The 18,525-nt window shown below is 50.9% G+C and carries 13 protein-coding genes and 1 tRNA gene; 5 read left to right on the top strand and 9 right to left on the bottom strand.

Going from position 1 to position 18,525, the window contains the following annotated elements; genetic code table 11:
* Window position 1 precedes the first annotated feature (1 nt).
* The 3 genes from HG66A1_RS11870 to HG66A1_RS11880 all read right to left on the bottom strand — a co-directional run bounded on the left by HG66A1_RS11870 (window position 2) and on the right by HG66A1_RS11880 (window position 2,979).
* Window positions 2-430 carry a carboxypeptidase regulatory-like domain-containing protein gene (locus tag HG66A1_RS11870; protein WP_145183790.1) on the bottom strand — a complete coding sequence of 143 codons (429 nt, stop codon included), beginning with the start codon at window positions 428-430 and terminating at the stop codon, window positions 2-4.
* A 135-nt stretch (window positions 431-565) separates the two neighbouring features.
* The gene (locus HG66A1_RS11875) at window positions 566-1,501 is read right to left on the bottom strand and encodes a DUF1559 domain-containing protein (RefSeq protein ID WP_145183793.1); all 936 of its coding nucleotides are present in this window, start codon (window positions 1,499-1,501) and stop codon (window positions 566-568) included.
* Between the two features lie 485 nt (window positions 1,502-1,986).
* Entirely contained in the window at window positions 1,987-2,979 is a 993-nt protein-coding gene (locus HG66A1_RS11880) for a thioredoxin family protein (protein ID WP_145183796.1), read from the bottom strand.
* A gap of 287 nt (window positions 2,980-3,266) precedes the next feature.
* Here HG66A1_RS11880 and HG66A1_RS11885 point away from each other — a divergent pair, with 287 nt between their 5' ends.
* Complete coding sequence (locus HG66A1_RS11885; protein WP_145183798.1) at window positions 3,267-5,315, top strand: PEP/pyruvate-binding domain-containing protein; 2,049 nt, start codon at window positions 3,267-3,269, stop codon at window positions 5,313-5,315.
* Between the two features lie 36 nt (window positions 5,316-5,351).
* On the opposite strand, the gene HG66A1_RS11890 is transcribed toward HG66A1_RS11885, so the two are convergent.
* The 5 genes from HG66A1_RS11890 to HG66A1_RS11910 form a co-directional block, all read right to left on the bottom strand.
* A tRNA-Leu gene (locus HG66A1_RS11890) sits at window positions 5,352-5,433 on the bottom strand.
* A gap of 135 nt (window positions 5,434-5,568) precedes the next feature.
* A complete protein-coding gene (locus tag HG66A1_RS11895; RefSeq protein ID WP_145183801.1) occupies window positions 5,569-6,093 on the bottom strand; it encodes a UvrB/UvrC motif-containing protein in 525 nt (174 codons plus the stop codon).
* Between the two features lie 117 nt (window positions 6,094-6,210).
* Entirely contained in the window at window positions 6,211-6,594 is a 384-nt protein-coding gene (locus tag HG66A1_RS11900; protein ID WP_145183804.1) for a CoA-binding protein, read from the bottom strand.
* Window positions 6,594-7,535 carry a DUF6807 family protein gene (locus HG66A1_RS11905; RefSeq protein ID WP_232106809.1) on the bottom strand — a complete coding sequence of 314 codons (942 nt, stop codon included), beginning with the start codon at window positions 7,533-7,535 and terminating at the stop codon, window positions 6,594-6,596. Before HG66A1_RS11905 ends, HG66A1_RS11900 begins: the two co-directional genes overlap by 1 nt.
* A gap of 180 nt (window positions 7,536-7,715) precedes the next feature.
* Window positions 7,716-9,212 carry a Gfo/Idh/MocA family oxidoreductase gene (locus HG66A1_RS11910; protein WP_145183810.1) on the bottom strand — a complete coding sequence of 499 codons (1,497 nt, stop codon included), beginning with the start codon at window positions 9,210-9,212 and terminating at the stop codon, window positions 7,716-7,718.
* Window positions 9,213-9,535: 323 nt separating this feature from the next.
* Here HG66A1_RS11910 and HG66A1_RS11915 point away from each other — a divergent pair, with 323 nt between their 5' ends.
* The 4 genes from HG66A1_RS11915 (at window position 9,536) to HG66A1_RS11930 (ending at window position 16,453) form a co-directional block, all read left to right on the top strand.
* On the top strand, window positions 9,536-10,468 hold the full coding sequence (locus HG66A1_RS11915; protein ID WP_232106810.1) for a bifunctional riboflavin kinase/FAD synthetase: 933 nt from the start codon (window positions 9,536-9,538) through the stop codon (window positions 10,466-10,468).
* Window positions 10,469-10,547: 79 nt separating this feature from the next.
* Window positions 10,548-11,555, top strand: coding sequence for a DHH family phosphoesterase (locus HG66A1_RS11920; protein ID WP_145183812.1), 1,008 nt, complete (start codon window positions 10,548-10,550; stop codon window positions 11,553-11,555).
* Between the two features lie 124 nt (window positions 11,556-11,679).
* A complete protein-coding gene (locus HG66A1_RS11925; RefSeq protein WP_145183815.1) occupies window positions 11,680-14,730 on the top strand; it encodes a PVC-type heme-binding CxxCH protein in 3,051 nt (1,016 codons plus the stop codon).
* A gap of 82 nt (window positions 14,731-14,812) precedes the next feature.
* Window positions 14,813-16,453 carry a S41 family peptidase gene (locus tag HG66A1_RS11930; protein ID WP_145183818.1) on the top strand — a complete coding sequence of 547 codons (1,641 nt, stop codon included), beginning with the start codon at window positions 14,813-14,815 and terminating at the stop codon, window positions 16,451-16,453.
* 17 nt (window positions 16,454-16,470) lie between these two features.
* Here the strand turns inward: HG66A1_RS11930 and HG66A1_RS11935 are convergent, their stop codons facing one another.
* On the bottom strand, window positions 16,471-18,468 hold the full coding sequence (locus tag HG66A1_RS11935; protein WP_145183822.1) for a cytochrome b N-terminal domain-containing protein: 1,998 nt from the start codon (window positions 18,466-18,468) through the stop codon (window positions 16,471-16,473).
* Between the last annotated feature and the right edge of the window lie 57 nt (window positions 18,469-18,525).

The raw sequence follows: 18,525 nt of genomic DNA on the forward strand, positions 1-18,525 counted from the left end.
CCTACTTCGATTTGAGATCGAAATTAATTGTGTTCCCATCTGCTTTTACATCTGCCGTAAGTTCAGACTTATCGTTGTATTTCGTGGGAACCAGTTGTTTGCCTGCGTCTTCCGGATTATCAGTGAGCTTAATGATTACAACCCGGTGTTTACCGAGGGAGGCACCTGAGGCGTCTTCGTTGTAGTCCAGGTTGTATGATCCATCCTCTTGGGTCGTGGCGCTTGATGCACGGCGTCTGGCATTTCCAGTCGTTTCCTGAGGTTCAAAGATAACCTTCGCATTAACCAGTGGAGCACCATCCATAGTCACCACACCGTTTACATCCGCCAATTCAGGGACTGCTTCACCACTGCCACCAGCACATCCAGAAAAACAAAAAAGCAACGAACTGATGAGAATGAATTTAAGCGAATTAAAAGAAAGATACATTTATCTGATCCAGTCAGAAAGTTAAAATCTGTAGAAGAAATTGCGAGCGTCGCAGAGAAATGAATCCGACCGCAGTGGACGAAACCACCGCGGCCAGTGTCGAATTACCTTTAAGTCAGTGACAGGAAGTCGGGTTTAGAATTCCGGAATGACTTCGCCACCACCGATGGAGACCAGAGCCTGAACTACTCCTACGCGGTCCACATTTTCGCTCAGGAATCGAACGGCACCATCACCCATCAGGATGTGACCTCCACCGACATGGTGGCTACCAGCTCCCCAAGCGTATTGTTTTCCATTGGTATGGTCAAAATTAAGAGTATAACCAGTTACACCTGGTAGGATGAAAAAGGTGTGTGTGGCGGCATTCCAGTAAGGTCCGTAGCTGGTCGATGTCTTGTTCAACTGGGTTTCACACATGACCATAGTGTTACTGGTTCCATCTTTGAAGTCACGAAACTGAGCCGCGCCGTTCGGACCCATCGCAGCTTTGAGCGTGCTGTTGTTTGCTCTCCAACTTCCTCCGTTACCCCCGGTCGTGTAATTCACGACGCCGTAACTGGTCCGCCATCCGGGACTTGTATAATAAGCACCAGAAGTCGTAGAGTTTTGTTGAGTTCCCGGATCAGAGGGGCATAGAAAAACGGGGACGGGAGATGTCACAACCGAATATTGGTCTGTAGTCACGGAACCCGTGCAACCAGTGCCGTGGTTAGCGCGTCCGCTGGGCAGACTCCAGTTGTACTGATTATAAATATTTGCCTGATCGATAAAGGGCAGGATCATCTGGTAGCAGGTATGATTGAGCAGGTTGCCCGTGGCCCCATGGACTGTGTCACAATACTGCAGACCAGCGTTAATAGTTGCCGGAGGCAGCACTCGATGTGTGTCATGATAATTGTGAAGTGCCAGCCCGATTTGCTTAAGATTGTTTTTGCAAGTACTGCGTCGAGCTGCTTCGCGGGCCTGTTGAACTGCGGGAAGAAGGAGAGCAATTAGAATTGCAATGATGGCAATAACGACCAGCAATTCAATCAGGGTAAAACCAAGTTTGTGAGGGCGCGTGCGCATGAGTGTGCCTTTCAAAGATAATTGATGAAACGAAATAGAATTCAGAAGAATTGAAGTGATTAGTATTTCGTTCAATCAGAGCGCTTGATTCTTCGCGAGAATACCAAGGCTGTGTGTATCAATGATGCACATAGCTGAATTTATTATGCTTTGAGTAAAGAGAAGCAACAAGATTGTTTATTAAGAAATGTTATTAATCTTGTGGATCCAGGGCGATATTTTTTGAGGACTCAAAAAAACGGCTGTAACTGCTGAACACTTTACACAGTTGCATGTATCGATCTTGATTAGATGTGGTAGATAGATCTACAGCAATTCCCTGACAGGTGCCTATCTAGGACGGTGGGCATTCCGGCTGTCATCAGGCAACAGAGCTGTCGATCGGAATCGAACGGCGTTCCTGGGAATGTTAAGCGAAAAAGATGTTAGGAGCTTTGTTCTGAGAATGTCGACAGGTAATCGAATCTCCCAGAATAAACTCAATCTCAATGGCGACGCTGCAGCAGTGAACTCAGGGCGCGACTCTCTCGCAGTTTGGCGATCCGTTTTCCATTTTCATAAATGATATATGTAGGAAGCCCGATTACATTTTCCTGACGTGCCTGTTCGAGATTGCGATCATAATCCAGAACCTTTACTACCAGTCCTCGAGCGCGCAGTTGAGGTAGAATGGTCCTGCGATCCTCTTCGCACTGGCGGCAGTCAGCACCAGTAAACATTTTGACTTCGTATCGGCTGGCAATTTGCTGGTCGAGCTGATTATGTTTCTGCCAGGCTGCAGTGTATGCCGCCTCCTGGTTTTGGAAACCGTAGTGGGTGTGAAACGCGGTATCCCAGTTCGTCTGATAGGCAGTATCCAAAAAACGGACAAACTCCTGTTTCCCTTCTCGATCGATCAGGTATTCTGCCAGATAGAAACCTTGAGCGTACAGGACAGCGATTCCGCCTAGATTATCCGGATAATTCTGCATGACCAGCAGCCTGCGAATCGGGATCTGCCCTTCGGTGCCGACGACTTCGCGAGCCAGTTCACGGATCGGTCGTTTTTCGGCTTCTGCTTCCTCATAGGTCGCAGCCCCTTCGTCTGCCCAGCGTGGTAAGGGACGACGGAAGTGGGATGCGAAGACTGTGTGCAGCACCTCGTGCGGAATAACACTCTCCAGCAGGCTTTGGGAAGATCCCTGTACCTGCATATCCCAGCCAAATACCTGTCCCTGGTCGAAGGAGAAGGTAGTTGCCCCTCCCCCTGCATGGTCTCCTGCATTAACTCGAATCGGACAGGGAGCATACCAGTTGGGTATTGGATGCCCGAGCCATTCCCGCGCATGTCGATCACGATAATGCTCGGCTGCTTCTCCCACTTGAACTGCGAGTGTTGCGTCTCGGCAGTATACGGTGAAGTTTTTGGTGCGATACTCAAAAAGACTGGCATCCCCCTCAAATAGTAGCAGTGGAAGTAAGAGCAGAAAATATCTCATGTTACAGTCCGTTGCTGACTAACCAGGAGAAAGGTTTAAAGTAGGACAGGCTTGCGATGCGTAATTAGGAGCATCAAGTCCCAGCCAGGGAGTTAAAGTTCAGGGGGGAACCATAAGTAGAAATGGATTTGAAGTACAGATCACTCTCCATAGCCAGGTGCTGAATATCAGCAGGAAATGAGGATTTTATAATTTTGAGATCTGTGTAAATGAATAGTATTTCTTGGCAGTAGAGAACTCGGTAAGCTTTGGTCTGAAAAATGATCTGATCCAGGAGAACCAGAGCGATGCCACAGCTGATCTATCGACTATCCGAAATCAATGCGACCCACGTGGCGGAAGCCGGAGGCAAAGGGGCATCGCTGGGAGAACTGATTCAGGCTAAGGCCCCGGTTCCTCCTGGCTTTGTGGTCTCCAGTTGCGCATTTCGAGAATATTTTTTCCAGGGGGAGCCTAAACTTGCTGTCGTTGATGTCATTCAGAGACTAATTGCGAATCAACTGTCCCTGGCCCAGGCACGCGCTGAAATTCAGAGCTGTCTCGAGGAAGTCTGTTTTCCAGAACCACTCGAAGTGGCTGTCAGGCAGGCAACTGATGAAATGCAGCTAAAGCGTGTTTCCGTACGCTCCAGTGCCACCTGTGAGGACAGCGCTACGAGCGCCTGGGCCGGCCAGCTGGAAACCTGGCTGGACGTGTCACCAGACGAAATTACAAAACGGATTCGCGACTGCTGGCTCTCTCTCTTCAGCGAATCTGCTCTCGCCTATGGAGCGACTCACGGTTATGCCTCAGGGGAAATCGCGGTGGCGGTCGTCATACAGCAGATGGTGGCTAGCGAAATTTCGGGCATTGGTTTTTCTGTCCACCCGGTAACTCAGGAACCGGACATCCAATTGATCGAGGCCTGTCTGGGATTGGGGGAGGCCATTGTTTCAGGACGGATTGTTCCAGACCAATTCATCGTAGAGCGTGACTCTTTTCAGATACTGGAGTCGGTCATCGGTGAGCAGAAGGAGGCCCTCTGGCTGGGGGATGGAAATACGAAGCCCGTCTGGCAGGAACTGGATGGTCGAGGCAGCCAGCCTAAAATCAGTACCTCACAGGTTACGGAATATGCCGGGATCCTGGCACGATTGCATGATCATTACGGGCATCCCATCGACACGGAATGGGCCATCGAGAATGGGAACTTCCAGATCCTCCAGGCACGTCCTATCACTACGCTGGCTGCTGAGTATGATCAAAGTCTGTTTGATCAAAGTCTGGAATGGCATTTTTGTGTAAGGCGTCCGTTTTTCCTGCTGGCTGCTTCGATTCTCCCCTACTGGATGGATGCCAGGCATGCGGATCATACGTTGGGGACACATCTCAATGAAGCACTGCTGATACAAGACGAAACGGGTATGATGAATCTGTTTAGTTCTCAAAAATCGGCTGATGAGTTCCTCGATCGAATTGGATATCTGTTCCAGAATGATCGAGACGAAATCATTCGTATCCTCCGTTATGGATTGGGGATTTATGCACAGGGCCCGGCCGTCATTGAACAGGGAGTGAGTGGGTTCGCCGATCTGGCAGAACTGGAGGATTTTTTCGCTGATGTTGCCCAGCATACAACTGTGTTTCCAGCCTGGTTACTGACGTATATAGAATTACATCAGATTGATGATCCTGAGGTACGCTCTCTGGCAGAGCAGATTCGTTCTCATTCTCTCTACCCCGTGATTGAAAGAAAACTGCTTAAACCTCTGGCGAAACAGACTGCTGAAAGGCTGGGATTTTCACAGCCAGATCGCGCCTGTGATCTGGTGTTATGGAGCGAACTGAAACAGGGGCTCGTCACTCGAGAACTGCTGGAAACACGTCTGCAGTCGATCGATTCCGGAGAACGCTACATCTTTCAGCTGCTTGATGGACAGGAGAGCTTTCATCTGGTTTCACAGACTGGTTATCTGTTGACTCGTCTCGCGAAACAGCGACAGAGTCTGCCAGTGGGAGATTCTAATGAGTTGACTGGGCAGGCCGCCTGGCCGGGAATCTTTCGTGGTCGGGCCCGGGTGGTTCTGAGCCTGGATTCTCAAGGTTTTTCGGTTCAGGCTGATGAAGTGCTGGTTTCGATCCAGTCGAATCCTGCCCTGCTCCCACTCATGAAAACCTGCGGTGCGGTTGTCACTGACGATGGTGGTATCGCCTGTCATGCAGCGATTCTGGCCCGCGAACTCAAAAAGCCGACGCTCATTGGCACAGGTAGAGCCACGAAAATGATCCAGGATGGCGATTTGATCGAAGTCGACACATACGCGCAAGTAGTGCGAATTCTGGAGCAGGCGCAATAAAAAAGCACTGATGCCAGGAGCATTAGTGCTTTTGAGTGGGGATGACAGGACTTGAACCTGCACGCCTTGCGGCACTAGATCCTAAATCTAGCGTGTCTGCCAATTCCACCACATCCCCGGTTGAATTGTGAATCTGCAGGAATACTAACGATTTCAGGGAGGAGACACAAATCGACCGACTGAAAAAAGTGCGACTTTACGGGGTTTCAGCCAGATTTACCGTATTTCGGACGTCAAAACAGTCGATGAAAGCTTACTCGGCAGAGGTGTCCGATTCCGGCTCTGCATGTTCTTCCTGCTCCAGCTTGGAAATCTCGTCTCTTAGCGAAGCGGCCGCTTCGTAATTTTCTTCTGCAATCGCTGCGGTCAACTCACGCCGGAGTTTGATTAAATTGTACTGCTGCTGACTGGAAGTGGGGGCTCGCTTGGGGAATTTACCAATGTGCACGCACTCACCGTGGATGTTTTCAAGTAATTGAATCAGCGGTTCTCGGAAGGCGATGTAGTCATGCGGGCAGCCGAGTCGTCCTTCACTGCGAAATTCCTGAAATGTGATTCCGCAATTGGGACATTCCATCTCTTCATCTAACTGCAGTTCCTGAGAACTCAGTTCAATCAGAGTCGCATCATCCTGAGGTTCCCATTCGTCCTGCGATGTCTGCCCGCTGATATATTCCTGAAAGTGTTCTTCACAGAAATGCAGTGCCTGTGCCTCACCATTCTGAATCTCAGTCAGGTGATAGACTGCCGGCTTGTTACAGACTTTACATTTTTTCATGATCGATGCTTCATTGCGTACCGAGTGAGGGTTAATCAATCCAGACCGCTTTGCAGCGTGTCTGATCTCATTCTATACGAACCAGTTGCAGGGCTCAATCGCGATTTTGGGATCGTTTTAGTCTGCATGATCCGCCGGGGACTCACCGATGGCGATGATGCTACAGGCCTGAATCACATTTAATCCCAGTTCCCGTGCCCGCTCCAGCAGATCCGGGCTTTCGCTCCCCGGATTAAACCAGACCTCTTTAGCTCCTCTCTGTTGGATTTCTTCCAGCAGCTGGATTCCAACGGAAGGTGGCACATAGACACTGATTCGGTCCAGATTCTCCGCAGGTACATCCTGCAGGCTGGGATAGGCGGTCAAACCTTCGATTTCATTTGCACTGGGATGGATAGGATAAACTTCGTATCCCTGGCTCAAATGTGCGCGGACCGATTTGTTTCCATATTTCTGGCGGTCTGTGCTGGCACCAATGATTGCAACTGTCGGTTTACTCATCAGGAGTCCTGTTTCTTCAACGAGGAGACAAACTGGTCGTAACGTTTCTGAACCTCGGACTGGGAAGGAGTCTTCCCTTCACTCACAATCAATCGATAGTTCATCTTAAGCGGATGTCTTTCATCAATTTTTGTATCGAAAAAGGCACCAAAGCGACCATAGGGGCGCTCGGAATATCGCGATGGTTTCGGTACATTCGGATCTTCCATGTACTCCACATTGTAATGCTTGCCGTCAATATCATATGACATGGCAAGCCAGCCCAGATTCACATGCTTGTCGGGATCGGTTCGGTCTGAGACCTGGTAGGGAGCCGGTTGCTGAGGCGATCCCTCGGGGCGAACATAGGTCGCATTATTGGACTCGGCTACTGGCTGGGCGGCACGGTACTGGAAACCGGCATGTTGACGATCGCCGTCGAGAGTAATTTCGCCGCGTTTACTTTGTAAGGTAGTTTGCCAGTCGATCTGCCAGGCTGGTGCTTCAGAGCTGGAAACCTTGATCGGAGTAACCGTTACTTTGCGTGTTTCAATAATCACGGGCTTCCCGTCGCCATCCTCCCAGTGGATCTCCGCAGTCATTGTCCCCGCATCGGGGCCGCCCTGCATTGATATAAACTTGTCATGACGTAGATGGGCTCCGTTTTTACAGTGCCAGAAGTCGAGTGTTTTGCCATCAAAGCTGGTTTTATTCCAGCCGACATATAATCCACGATGATGTGTGTACTTCCCACCGGGGCCCTTGGTAATCACCGCTCCGCTCTGGGGACCGTAAACATGATGAAAGACTTTGTAAGTGTCGTGAAATGTTTCCGGGGTGGATTTATCAAACGGGTAGACATACTGCAGCACTGGTTGACCGTTATAGTACAGGTCTGCCACTTTCTGATCCGGATGATCTTTCCAGGTGAAACCTTTCTTTTCAGCAGCAGAAACGTTCAACTGAGTGAAAATGATCAGAAACAGACAGCAGGCAAGTTGAGAGGTAATATGTTTAATCTTGATTTCCAGTCTGGTCAGTAAGAATACGAAGTTCGAGATCGGTTAACTCTTACTCTCAGTGTAAAAAAAATCCCGCGTTCCGGGTAGGGAACGCGGGATTTGAGAAATTAAACCTTAGTATTAACCGGCATTATTATTGGGATTGTTCTTCGGAGGCTTTCCGTCAATCCATGGGCCTGCCAGAGCCATGTAGCTGGGCTCTTCCAGAAGGCTTCCCTTATCCCCTGCTTTCCAGCCGGGGATGTGCTTGGGTTTCTGTCGCGCTTCGGACATGGCTTCCCATTTCTTGGCCCAACTGCCGTCGCCATCCGAAATCTGGCCTGTCTCACCATCGAAGTGGTAAACCTTACCATGTCGGTAGCTGTTGGAGCCCAGGTTGACCACGGCGATCGCAGCTGCACCCAGATCAGGTGGGTTGTTACACTTGCTCTGATCATTGGCTTCCATCGCTTCGATCCAGTTCTTGAAGTGAGCGTAGGTTGTGTCTTTGATCTGAGCAACGTCAATCCGCTGCTGTTTCAGCGAGCTGTCACGGGTGACCTGAGGTCGTTCAGGGATGAAGTCGTACCCATCAAAACCTTCTCCGTTGCCAAATACGAAGGAACCATTATGTCCGCGGATGATCTGTTTGATCCGGGTTTCCTGGTTACACATGGTGGCATTGATCAATCCCTGCACGCCTTCATTGAAGTCAGCAGCAACGGTAGCGACATCGGGTACGTCACGACCATCGTATTCCAGATACAGCCCCCCTGCACCAACGACGCGTCCCGGGAACCGGAGTCCGGTGGCTTTCAACATGGAAGTGGTTCTATGTACGAACAGGTCGGTATACATCCCTGACCCGAATGGCCAGAAGCGACGCCACTGTGCATAGACAGCGCGGTCAAACGGCTGATACTCGGCCAGACCGTCATCAACACCCAACCAGAGTTTCCAGTCGATGTTGGTGGGGTTCATTTCTTTTTTCAGAGCGTAGTAACGCCACTGTCCCATGGAAGAGTTCCGGAAATATTCTGTCTGGAACTGGAGCACCTTACCTAACTGGCCATCCTGCAGACGGGCCCGAACGTCATCCCAGACAGGGAGGCTGGTAGACTGCACACCAACCTGCATGATTTTGCCGGTCTTTTTCCAGGCATCAACGACTGCCAGGGCTTCTTCGACTTTTTTCGTCATCGGCTTTTCACAGTAAACGTTCAAGCCGGCGTTCATGGAATCGATGGTCTGCTTGGCATGCCAGTGGTCGGGAGTTCCGATCGCGACGGCATCCAGCTTTTCCTTCTCAATCATGTCGCGGTAGTCAGTGTATTTCGCGACATCGTTGCCGAGCTCTTTTTTGATGTAGTTGGCAGTCCGGTCACGGTGTTCGGAATAGACATCGGCGACAGCAACCAGCTCGATGTTTTTACCATCTTTTTTCAACTGGACGAGTTTTTTGACGTGAGCACCAAAACCGCGTCCCCCGGGGCCGATAAATCCGATTCGAATGGCTTCGTTACTGTTTCCAGCTCCCAATGCGGGGGCCGTGGCCAGTCCGGCAATCGCACTGGCGGCGACGGCGGTCGTTCCTGAGGTTTTCAGGAAATCTCTACGATTGATGGGGCTTTGATCCATTTCGTTATCTCCAGTTATTTAATAAAGTGAATCTGTTACTGGATGGTATCATCTTGAGTTTTGAGATACCAAAAGCATGCTTGAAAAAACAGGTGAGCACCCTCCGGATGCAGGCTGGTCCAGAGATGTGGAACCAGACCTGGCGCAGATCGGGGAGAGCGAGGAAACACCTTTCCTACGCATAATAGTAGCAATATTTGGGAGCAGATGGTACTTATCGCTCTACATTTTCTGAATTCGTGTCGATTCAAGGGGTACTTCCGACGATCTGTCCCGATCCAGGCGAATTACTAAATAAAGACAAATAAATATTGGGTTCAGCGGTGTTAATACGTGGTACAGAAGGATTCGACGCCTGTCGGGGCGGAATGATCTCGATCGGGAACTTTGATGGCGTCCACCGGGGCCATCAGAAGATGATTCAGACTCTGGTCGATCATGCCCGCCAGAGAGAGCTGCCGGCGATGGTCTTCACATTTGATCCCCATCCAATTCACCTGCTTCGCCCCGAACACGCCCCTCCCGAACTGATGGGAATTGAGGAACGTGCCGCGATTCTGGAGCAACTGGGCGTAGATTGTGTCATCGCATACCCCACCAGCCGGGAACTGCTGAATTTGAGTCCACAGGAGTTTTTTCAGCAGATTCTGTGTGATCAGCTAAATGCGCGAGGGCTCGTGGAAGGTCCCAACTTTTATTTTGGTAAAGATCGTGCAGGAGATGTGACACTGCTGGAGTCTCTCTGTGAAGAGGCGGGTATGTTTTTCAAGGTCGTTGAACCCAGCATGTGCGCTGAGCGGATGATTTCCTCTTCGGAAATTCGCAAAGCGATCCAGACGGGGCATGTCGACCTGGCAGCAGAGATGCTGGGGCGACTCTATCAGATTAAGGGGACAGTCGGTCATGGGGATGCCCGGGGACGGGGTCTTGGTTTTCCTACCGCGAATCTTTCAGGAGTGCCGACATTACTTCCGGGGGAAGGTGTCTACAGTGGATTTGCCATCACAGAGGGAAAACGTTTCCCCGCGGCAATCAATCTGGGAGGCAATCCAACTTTCCAAAATCAGGACGCGAAAGTCGAAGTCCATTTGATCGGTTTTACAGGAGAAATTTACGATCAGGAGTTGCGAGTAGAATTTCTATACAAACTGAGAGACGTCCAAACTTTTGTTGATGTCGAGGCGCTCAAAACACAATTGACGATTGATGTTGAATCAGCAAAAAAGCAGGCCACTGAATGGAAGGGCCTGGAATAATCTTCTATGATGTTCAGATGCTGAGCTGGTGTCAGTTCAGGTAATCAGCAGGAACACACAACTAGATCAGGAATCATGAATGAGCAAGATTGACTGGAGCCCCCTCTGTGAACTGATCGGTGCGCATCAGAAGGTGCTTCTCTCGTGTCATGTTCGTCCTGATGCGGATGCACTCGGCTCAGAACTGGCCCTTGCCGGTTTCCTCAGGCAACTGGGAAAAGAGGTTCGTATCATCAATCCTTCGGTTCAACCGAAGGGGATGGATTTTCTGGTGGGCGAACATGAAGTTCGCCATGTCGGCGATGGGGTCGCTACCGAAGATTTCGAATGGGCAGAGATCCATATTATCCTGGATACAAGTGCCTGGTCACAACTGCCGGGACTGGCGAACTTTTATCGTAAAACAAAGTCGCGGAAAGTCATCATTGACCATCATGTCAGCTCGGATTCTCTGGGGGCAGACGAGTTTAAAGATGTGACCTCTCCCGCGACCGGCTGTCTTATTTTTGATCTGGGACAGGCTTTGAACTGTAAATTGACCCCGGAAATCGCCACGTTTCTCTATGCTGCAATCGCCACAGACACAGGCTGGTTCAGATTCCCTTCCACTACTGCCTACACAATGCAGATTATAAGCGAACTGATCCGGGCTGGTGCAGAACCGCATCGAATCTATGAAAATCTGTACGAACAGAACAACTTGCCTCAATTAAAACTGATGGGCCGTGTGCTGGGGAAAGTTCAGTCTGATTTTGACGGGCTGCTGGCCTACACCATCGTGACCTGTGAAGATTTCAGTGCCACAGGGACGACTCCCGTGGACACTGAAGGGCTGGTTAACTACTGTCTGACCCTGGCTGGGACGCAGGCAGCATTCATTGCAGTGGAGCAACGGAGTCGACAGGTAAAAGTCAGTTTTCGCTGTCGTACTGACTGGGATGTCTCAAAGATTGCCGAATCCTTCGGCGGTGGTGGGCATCGTCAGGCCTCTGGTGCGATGCTGAATGGCCCCCTCTCTTCCGCGGTTACCAAAGTGCTTGGTAAATTTCGCGAGATGTTTGAAACAAGCGAAAATTCGCGAGTCTGATTTTCTGACAGAATCGGGGATCTGAAACCCGATTTGATTGCTCTTGCTTCCAGCCTGCTATAGCATTGATAATCATATTTTTAACTGTCTATGCTCACTGACATGAAGTTAACAAGGATTATCGATGCGCTTATTCGATCTACGCCCCCATTGTTTCGTCTTCCTGGTCTCTGCCCTGCTCCTGGGCTCTCTGTCTCTGCTCAAAGCTGATGACTTCAAAATAGAAAATACTCAGGATCCCAAGGATCAGGCAACTTCTGCCGAACAGACAGTCAAAAATATGACTGTCCCCGAGGGTTTTAAAGTAGATCTGTTTGCCAGTGAACCTGATGTGCATCAACCAATCGGCTTTGCCATCGATGACCGGGGGCGTCTCTGGGTGGCGGAGTGTTTCACCTATGAAGCCCATGGAGTCTATCAGGATCAGTATCAGGATCGAATTGTCATTCTGGAAGATTCCGACGGTGATGGTCAGATGGATCAGCGGAAGGTGTTCTGGCAGGGACAGGGGCCGTTGACCAGCGTATCAGTCGGATCTAACGGCGTCTGGGCTTTGTGCCGTGGTGAATTGCTTTACATTGAGGATAAAAATCACGATGACGTGCCCGATGGTGAACCGCAGGTGTTACTCGAAGGCTGGAACTATAAAACTGTCCGTCACAATATTGTCAGCGGACTGACCTGGGGACCGGACGGCTGGCTCTACGGTCGGCACGGTATTACTGATTCGTCGTTGGTTGGGACTCCCGAAACGGAACCTTCCCGGCGAACACTGATCCACTGTGGGATCTGGCGGTATCATCCTCATCGTAAGATCGTGGAGGAAGTCAGCTCCGGTACCACCAATCCCTGGGGGTTTGACTATGATGAATACGGCCAGATGTTTTTCACCAACAACGTCAACGGCCATCTCTGGCATATGATTCCCGGGTCACACTATATTCGCATGTCCGGACACGGCAGTGATCCCAATCCCTACGCGTATGAACTGATGACGAAGTGCGCCGACCATGATCACTGGGACAGCTCCTCTGGAAAGTGGACCGATTCACGTGATACATCGGGGGTTCACGGTGAATTGGGGGGCGGACACAGTCATTGTGGCGGCATGATCTATCTGGGTGATAACTGGCCGTCCAAATATCGAAACTCGATCTTTCTGTGTAATACACATGGCCATCGTGTCAATAATGACGCGCTGGTTCGTGAAGGTTCAGGGTACAAGGGGACGCATCGGCCCGATTTCCTGTTAACTGGTTCAGACTGGTTTCGTGGCATCGAATTAAAGTACGGTCCGGATGGTGCAGTCTACCTCACGGACTGGGCCGATCTGGGAGAATGTCATGACCATGATGGCGTGCATCGCACCAGCGGACGTATTTATAAAGTCAGTTATGGGAAACCGACTTTCCCCGGAAAAATCGATCTCAACAAACTGTCCGACAGCGAGTTGGTTAAGCTGCAACTGCATCCCAACGACTGGTATGTACGCCATGCGCGTCGCATTCTCATGGAGCGTGCCGGTGAGTCGGAAAACTGGAACCAGGCCAAGGCGGAACTATTGAAAATCTTTGAGACGAACAGAGATGTCTCCCGTCGTTTGCGTGCCATGTGGACTCTCTTTTGTATGAATCAGGCGAATGATGCCTGGCTTACCAAACAGTTGCAGGATCCGAACGAACATGTGCGGATCTGGGCCATTCGATATCTGGTCGATGACGATCAGGTACCTGCTTCAGCTGTGAAGGAATTTGCCCGACTGGCGAAGGATGAAAAATCAGGCCTGGTGCGGCTCTATCTGGCTTCTGCACTACAGTCGCTGCCTGAGTCTGATCGCTGGGAAATTGTATCAGCCCTGGATGCCCATCACCAGAATACAGAGGATCGTAACTTTACGCTGATGCTCTGGTACGGAATTGAACCGGCTGTGATGGCTGACAGCGATGCAGCAATTCATTATCTGAAACACGCAACTCGTCCGTTGGTCCGTCAACTTGTAGCCCGGCGGCTGACCGAAGACATCGATCAGCATCCTGAATATGTTAAGAGTCTGGTTCAGCAGGTGATTGACACGAAAGACATCGAAGTCAAACAGGATCTGTTAACCGGAATGCAGGCGGCTCTAGAAGGTCGTCTTAAGGCAGAAACGCCTGGCAACTGGAATACACTGAAACAACAGGCCGAGAAAACAGATTCAAAAGAACTGCGAGAGCTGGTTACAGGATTGTCGGTTGTCTTTGGTGATGGCCAGACGATGGAAGTACTCAAGAAAATTGCGATGGATCAAGATCAGCCGATGAAGAGCCGCTATCAGGCATTAGAATCCCTGTTAAATAACTCTCAGGATAAAGATCTCCTGCCTGTGATTCAGCAAGCTGCCTACACGACCGAATTGCAGGTCCTGGCATTTCGGGGGCTCTCACGTTTCTATGATCCCAAAACTGTGGAACGCATGCTGGGGCGTTACCGCAACATTAAACATCAGGGGCGTCTGGCTCTGATGGATACGCTTTGCAGTCGGAAGGAATACGTACTACTGCTCCTGGCTGCCATCGACAAGAAACAGGTGCCCCAGGAAGATGTCTCCGCATTTCATGTGCGTCAATTACGCAACTTTAAAGACAAAGCTGTAGTGGCAAAACTGAATCAGGTCTGGGGACTGACTCGGGAAACTCCAGAGAAAAAGCGGGCCCAGATCGAAGGTTATAAAACGCTTCTCACTGCAGAGCGTCTACAGCATGCCGATCGTGTGAAGGGGCGAGCACTTTATGAGAAGACTTGTGCAAAATGCCATCGTCTCTTCGGTAGCGGAGGAAACATTGGACCTGATCTCACGGGCTCTAACCGGACCAATATGGATTATCTGCTCGAAAACATGGTCGACCCCTCTGCCCTGATTCCCAAGGGATACGAGATGGTGGTGGTCGCTCTGGAAGATGGTCGGGTATTGAATGGGAATGTTGTTCGTAAGACTGACCAACAGCTCACACTGCAAACACAGACAGAGCTGATGGTACTGGACCGACGCCAGATCGAAGAGATGAGTCAGTCCAATCTCTCACTGATGCCGGAGGGACAATTGGATAAGCTGAGCGAACAGGAGATTGCTGATCTGATTGCCTATCTCTCTGGCCATTCTCAAGTGAAATTACCTGAGTCACTCGAGTCAAAATAACGGATCAGCGGCGGCCGTCCCGCTATGCAGGCACCTGGTTCATCAAACTGGAATCCTTTCTCGTCTGAGAAGAGGTGCTGTGATGCATTCTGTAACTGCCTGCCGGCGTTGGACGTTTCGTCTGGTCTGTTCCGTTTTGGTAATGAGTCTGGTGTCAGCGCGGACCATTCCGGTCGGTGCCACCGATCTGGCAAAACAGTATCCAGCGACGATCGATTTCTCAATACAGAATCAAAGCTACAACTGGCAGACAGGTCCGCAGGACGTCTGGCGGCTCGAGTCATTCGAGTACCAGCTGGGGGATCAGTTTCAGATCAAGCTCGGACCATCCCAGGTCGTCCTGGGGAAAAATGGCTCGAATGTCCTCTGGGCGGCCGTCTATCCGGATCAACCAGGGGACATCCTCAAAGCGAGTGGCGGTCAGGGAGACCACATCACCAGCATCTGGATTCGCTTTCATCCTGCACGCGTGGGAGAGCTGTTCCCCGCCGATACGGTCGTGAAACAGGGAGACGCAGATCTCATCAAACAGGCTCGTCGACTCGTGAATCATAAACTCCGTTCCAGCTGGCATGCAGGAGCCAGACCTATAGTGCCCTCCCGGGAATCGGTGGTGATCGACTGTGAAACCTCAGAAAGTGAACGGCGATTTTATGTCATCGATACTAATAAACAGACCGCCCGGTACGTGGATGCCTTTCGTCAGCAGACGCTATCTGTGCCCCTGCCACTGGAACAGGGACAGGCGGTGCGGATCTTCGATCAGGTCTGGTATGCCTTTGATCGTGAGTATGCCCTGTTTGCAGTCAAACAGCAGATCGACTGGCAACAGTTGAAACAGGAGTACCGGCCCCGGGCAGCGAATGCGAAAACTAATCAGGACCTGGCAGAAACGCTGAATGCGATGCTGGCGGAATTAAAAGATCTGCACCTGTACGTCAGGGTGTCTGGACGTTTTCTGAATGGTTATCAGAGGAAGCGACTGTTTAACGCCAGTCCCGCGGCTGCGGTTAACCTGATTGGACCACTGAATCAGATCAAAGGTTTGCGCTGGGGACGGACTCAGGACCACATCGGGTACATTGCCGTTGATTCACTGTCCATTTCCAGTCTGCCAGATCGGTTTGAAGTGGCTTTGAAGCAGATGCAGGAGACCCGTGGCCTGATTCTGGATCTGCGTGCTAACGGAGGTGGTGCAGAACCGCTGGCCAGGAAAATGGCAGGTTATTTTGCCGAAGCGTCGACACTATATGCCATGCATCAGTATCGCAGTGGCCCCAAGCACACCGATCTGGGGGCGCTGCAGAAGCGGATCTTTGCACCCGATCAGAACTGGTATTACCGGGGGCCCGTAATAGTGTTGCAGGGAGAACGAACGATGAGTTCCGCCGAGGCCTTTGTGTTGATGCTGGCGGCCTGCCCGCATGTTACCACTATGGGAGACCGGACAGCAGGCTCCAGCGGCAATCCCCGCCAGCTGGACGTGGGAGCGGAAATCATAGTCAACCTGCCCCGCTGGGTTCCCCAGGATGCGAGCGGGAAATCCTTTGATACTGTTGGCATTCAACCTGACGTACCCGTGAAGGCTGCCCCCGAGGAGTTTACCAGAATCGCTGATCCTGTCCTCACAGCGGCCCTGAAACACTTACGAAAACAGACATCCGATTCTGAGAGAACAGATGCGGTTCTCGTTCCCCGCTCAGGAAACAACACGCAACAATAAGCGGGAGAGCGTCTCTATTATTTTTCCTCTGTCGGACGCTGCCATTCGCCACGCATCCACTTGACGAGCAGTTTAATATCATGCTCTGAGATTTTGGACTCTTCAAAGGAAGGCATGATGTTTTTCTCGCCGTAGAAATGCTCGGCTCCGGGTTTACGGATGAAATCGATCAGCCACTTTTCAGAGCCGTAGCCGTTGAAGTCTGGAGCGGCTCCCCCACCCTCTTCGTTGGGATCGCCAGCCTTCATAGCGTGACACTGAGCGCAGTAGCCATAGAACTCGACGACTTTGCCTGCCTTATCTTTAAAGTCCACACCGCTGAAGACGGAAATACCCCGCTGAATGACTTCTTGCGAAGGTTTCACATAGTCACGCCGTTTCGCTTCCCGCGCAACGAGAGCTGCGACCGCTTCGACATCTTCTTTAGTGAGGATCCCTTCCGGTCCGACATAGCTGTCTGCCCAGTCGCTCATGTCGCCATTCAGAATCGCATCCCCTCCCTTGACCGTAGCCAGGTGCCCAAAGAATTTGGTAGAGCGTGGATCCAGCAGAAATTCGGTTAACCATTTTGTGGTTGCGAAGCCAGCCAGATCAGAGGCACGAGGTGTGGCGATGACTTTTTTACCATCCTTCATTTCCATGATGTTATGCCCGGTTCCGTCATGTCCATTCCAGGTATGACAGATACCACAGTGCCGGGCAAAGATTATCGGCCCCATCGATTTGGGGTCATTTCGCAGGAGAGACGCAGGCCCTTCTGGCGGCACCCCATTTTTGCTGGCCAGCCAGGAAGCACGTGCTGCATATGCCAGTTCCTGTGATCGGTTGAGTTCATAATCCGGTGCACTGCGTTCTGCCTGGATTCCGTACCAGCTGATACCGGAAATAATCAGGAGACCACCGACATAAACCACGATCGCCAGACGCTGTCCCCATTGCTCACCAAAGACTTTTTCATAGAAGGGAACCAGTACCAGAATCGCCAGGATCACACCCGGAAGTACTGCGGTGACAAGCACCTCAAGTTCTTTGGGAACCATGTGCCGTAACTCGAACAGAAAACGAACAAACCATTCAGGACGTGCAACATAAGGGATTGCGCTGTCTGCTGGAGCCTCAAGTTTAATTTCACTGGCGGGTAGATCTGCTTGCCAGTCTCCGATGCCAACGTCCAGATGCTTGTTTTTCAATGCAGGATAGGCAACGATCTGCAGAATCACGATTCCAACCAGGATCAGAGTCAGAACCAGGGTACGAGTCGTCTGGTAAGGCCAGTAAGGTTGCGTAATCTCGTCTTTGACTGGATCGTCTTCATCCAGTTCAAAATCCACATTCGGATCATCGTTTGCTTCTTTGACTTTAGCGGTTCGCAGGCGTTCACGGCGGATCAACGCCATGTGAAATACGAACAGCATGATGGCAATGACAGGCAGTGCCATCACGTGAATGGTGTAGAGCCGTGTCAGGGTCAGATTGCCGAATTCACTTCCGCCTACTACCAGAGAACGCAAAGTGGAACCGATGACTGGCATTGTGCCGGCGATCCCGGTTTCAATCTGATACGACCAATACCCCTTCTGGTCCCAGGGAAGCGCGTTCCCGGTAATCGTCAGTCCGATAATCACCCCACCAATCAGCAGGCTGGTCCAGTAGATGAATTCTTTCGGTTTACGGTAGCCAGCTGAGATAATCACCAGAAAAATATGGATGATGATCGCGACAATCATCATATGCGCCGTGTAGTGATGTAATCCGCGGACAAACCAGCCCAGGTCTACCTGGGTTTCCATATAATGCACACTTCCCCAGGCCGAGGCTTCAGAGGGACTGTAAACGGTCATCATGAGTGCGCCGGTGATGATTTCCACCAGCATCATCAATACTAGAGCGCCTCCCCAGATAAACTGCCAGCGAGAGCGTCGTTTGGTCGGAAAGTTTAATAGGAAGATCGCATGGAAAAAATTCTTGTATCCGGTTCGTTCATCGATCCACTGTTTTGTTTTTTCTGACAGCACGGAAATCTCTCCCCAGGGGACACAGATTAATTCGTCAAGGTGATTAAGTCGCAGTGT

The sequence above is a fragment of the Gimesia chilikensis genome (assembly GCF_007744075.1).
Taxonomy (GTDB): domain Bacteria; phylum Planctomycetota; class Planctomycetia; order Planctomycetales; family Planctomycetaceae; genus Gimesia; species Gimesia chilikensis_A.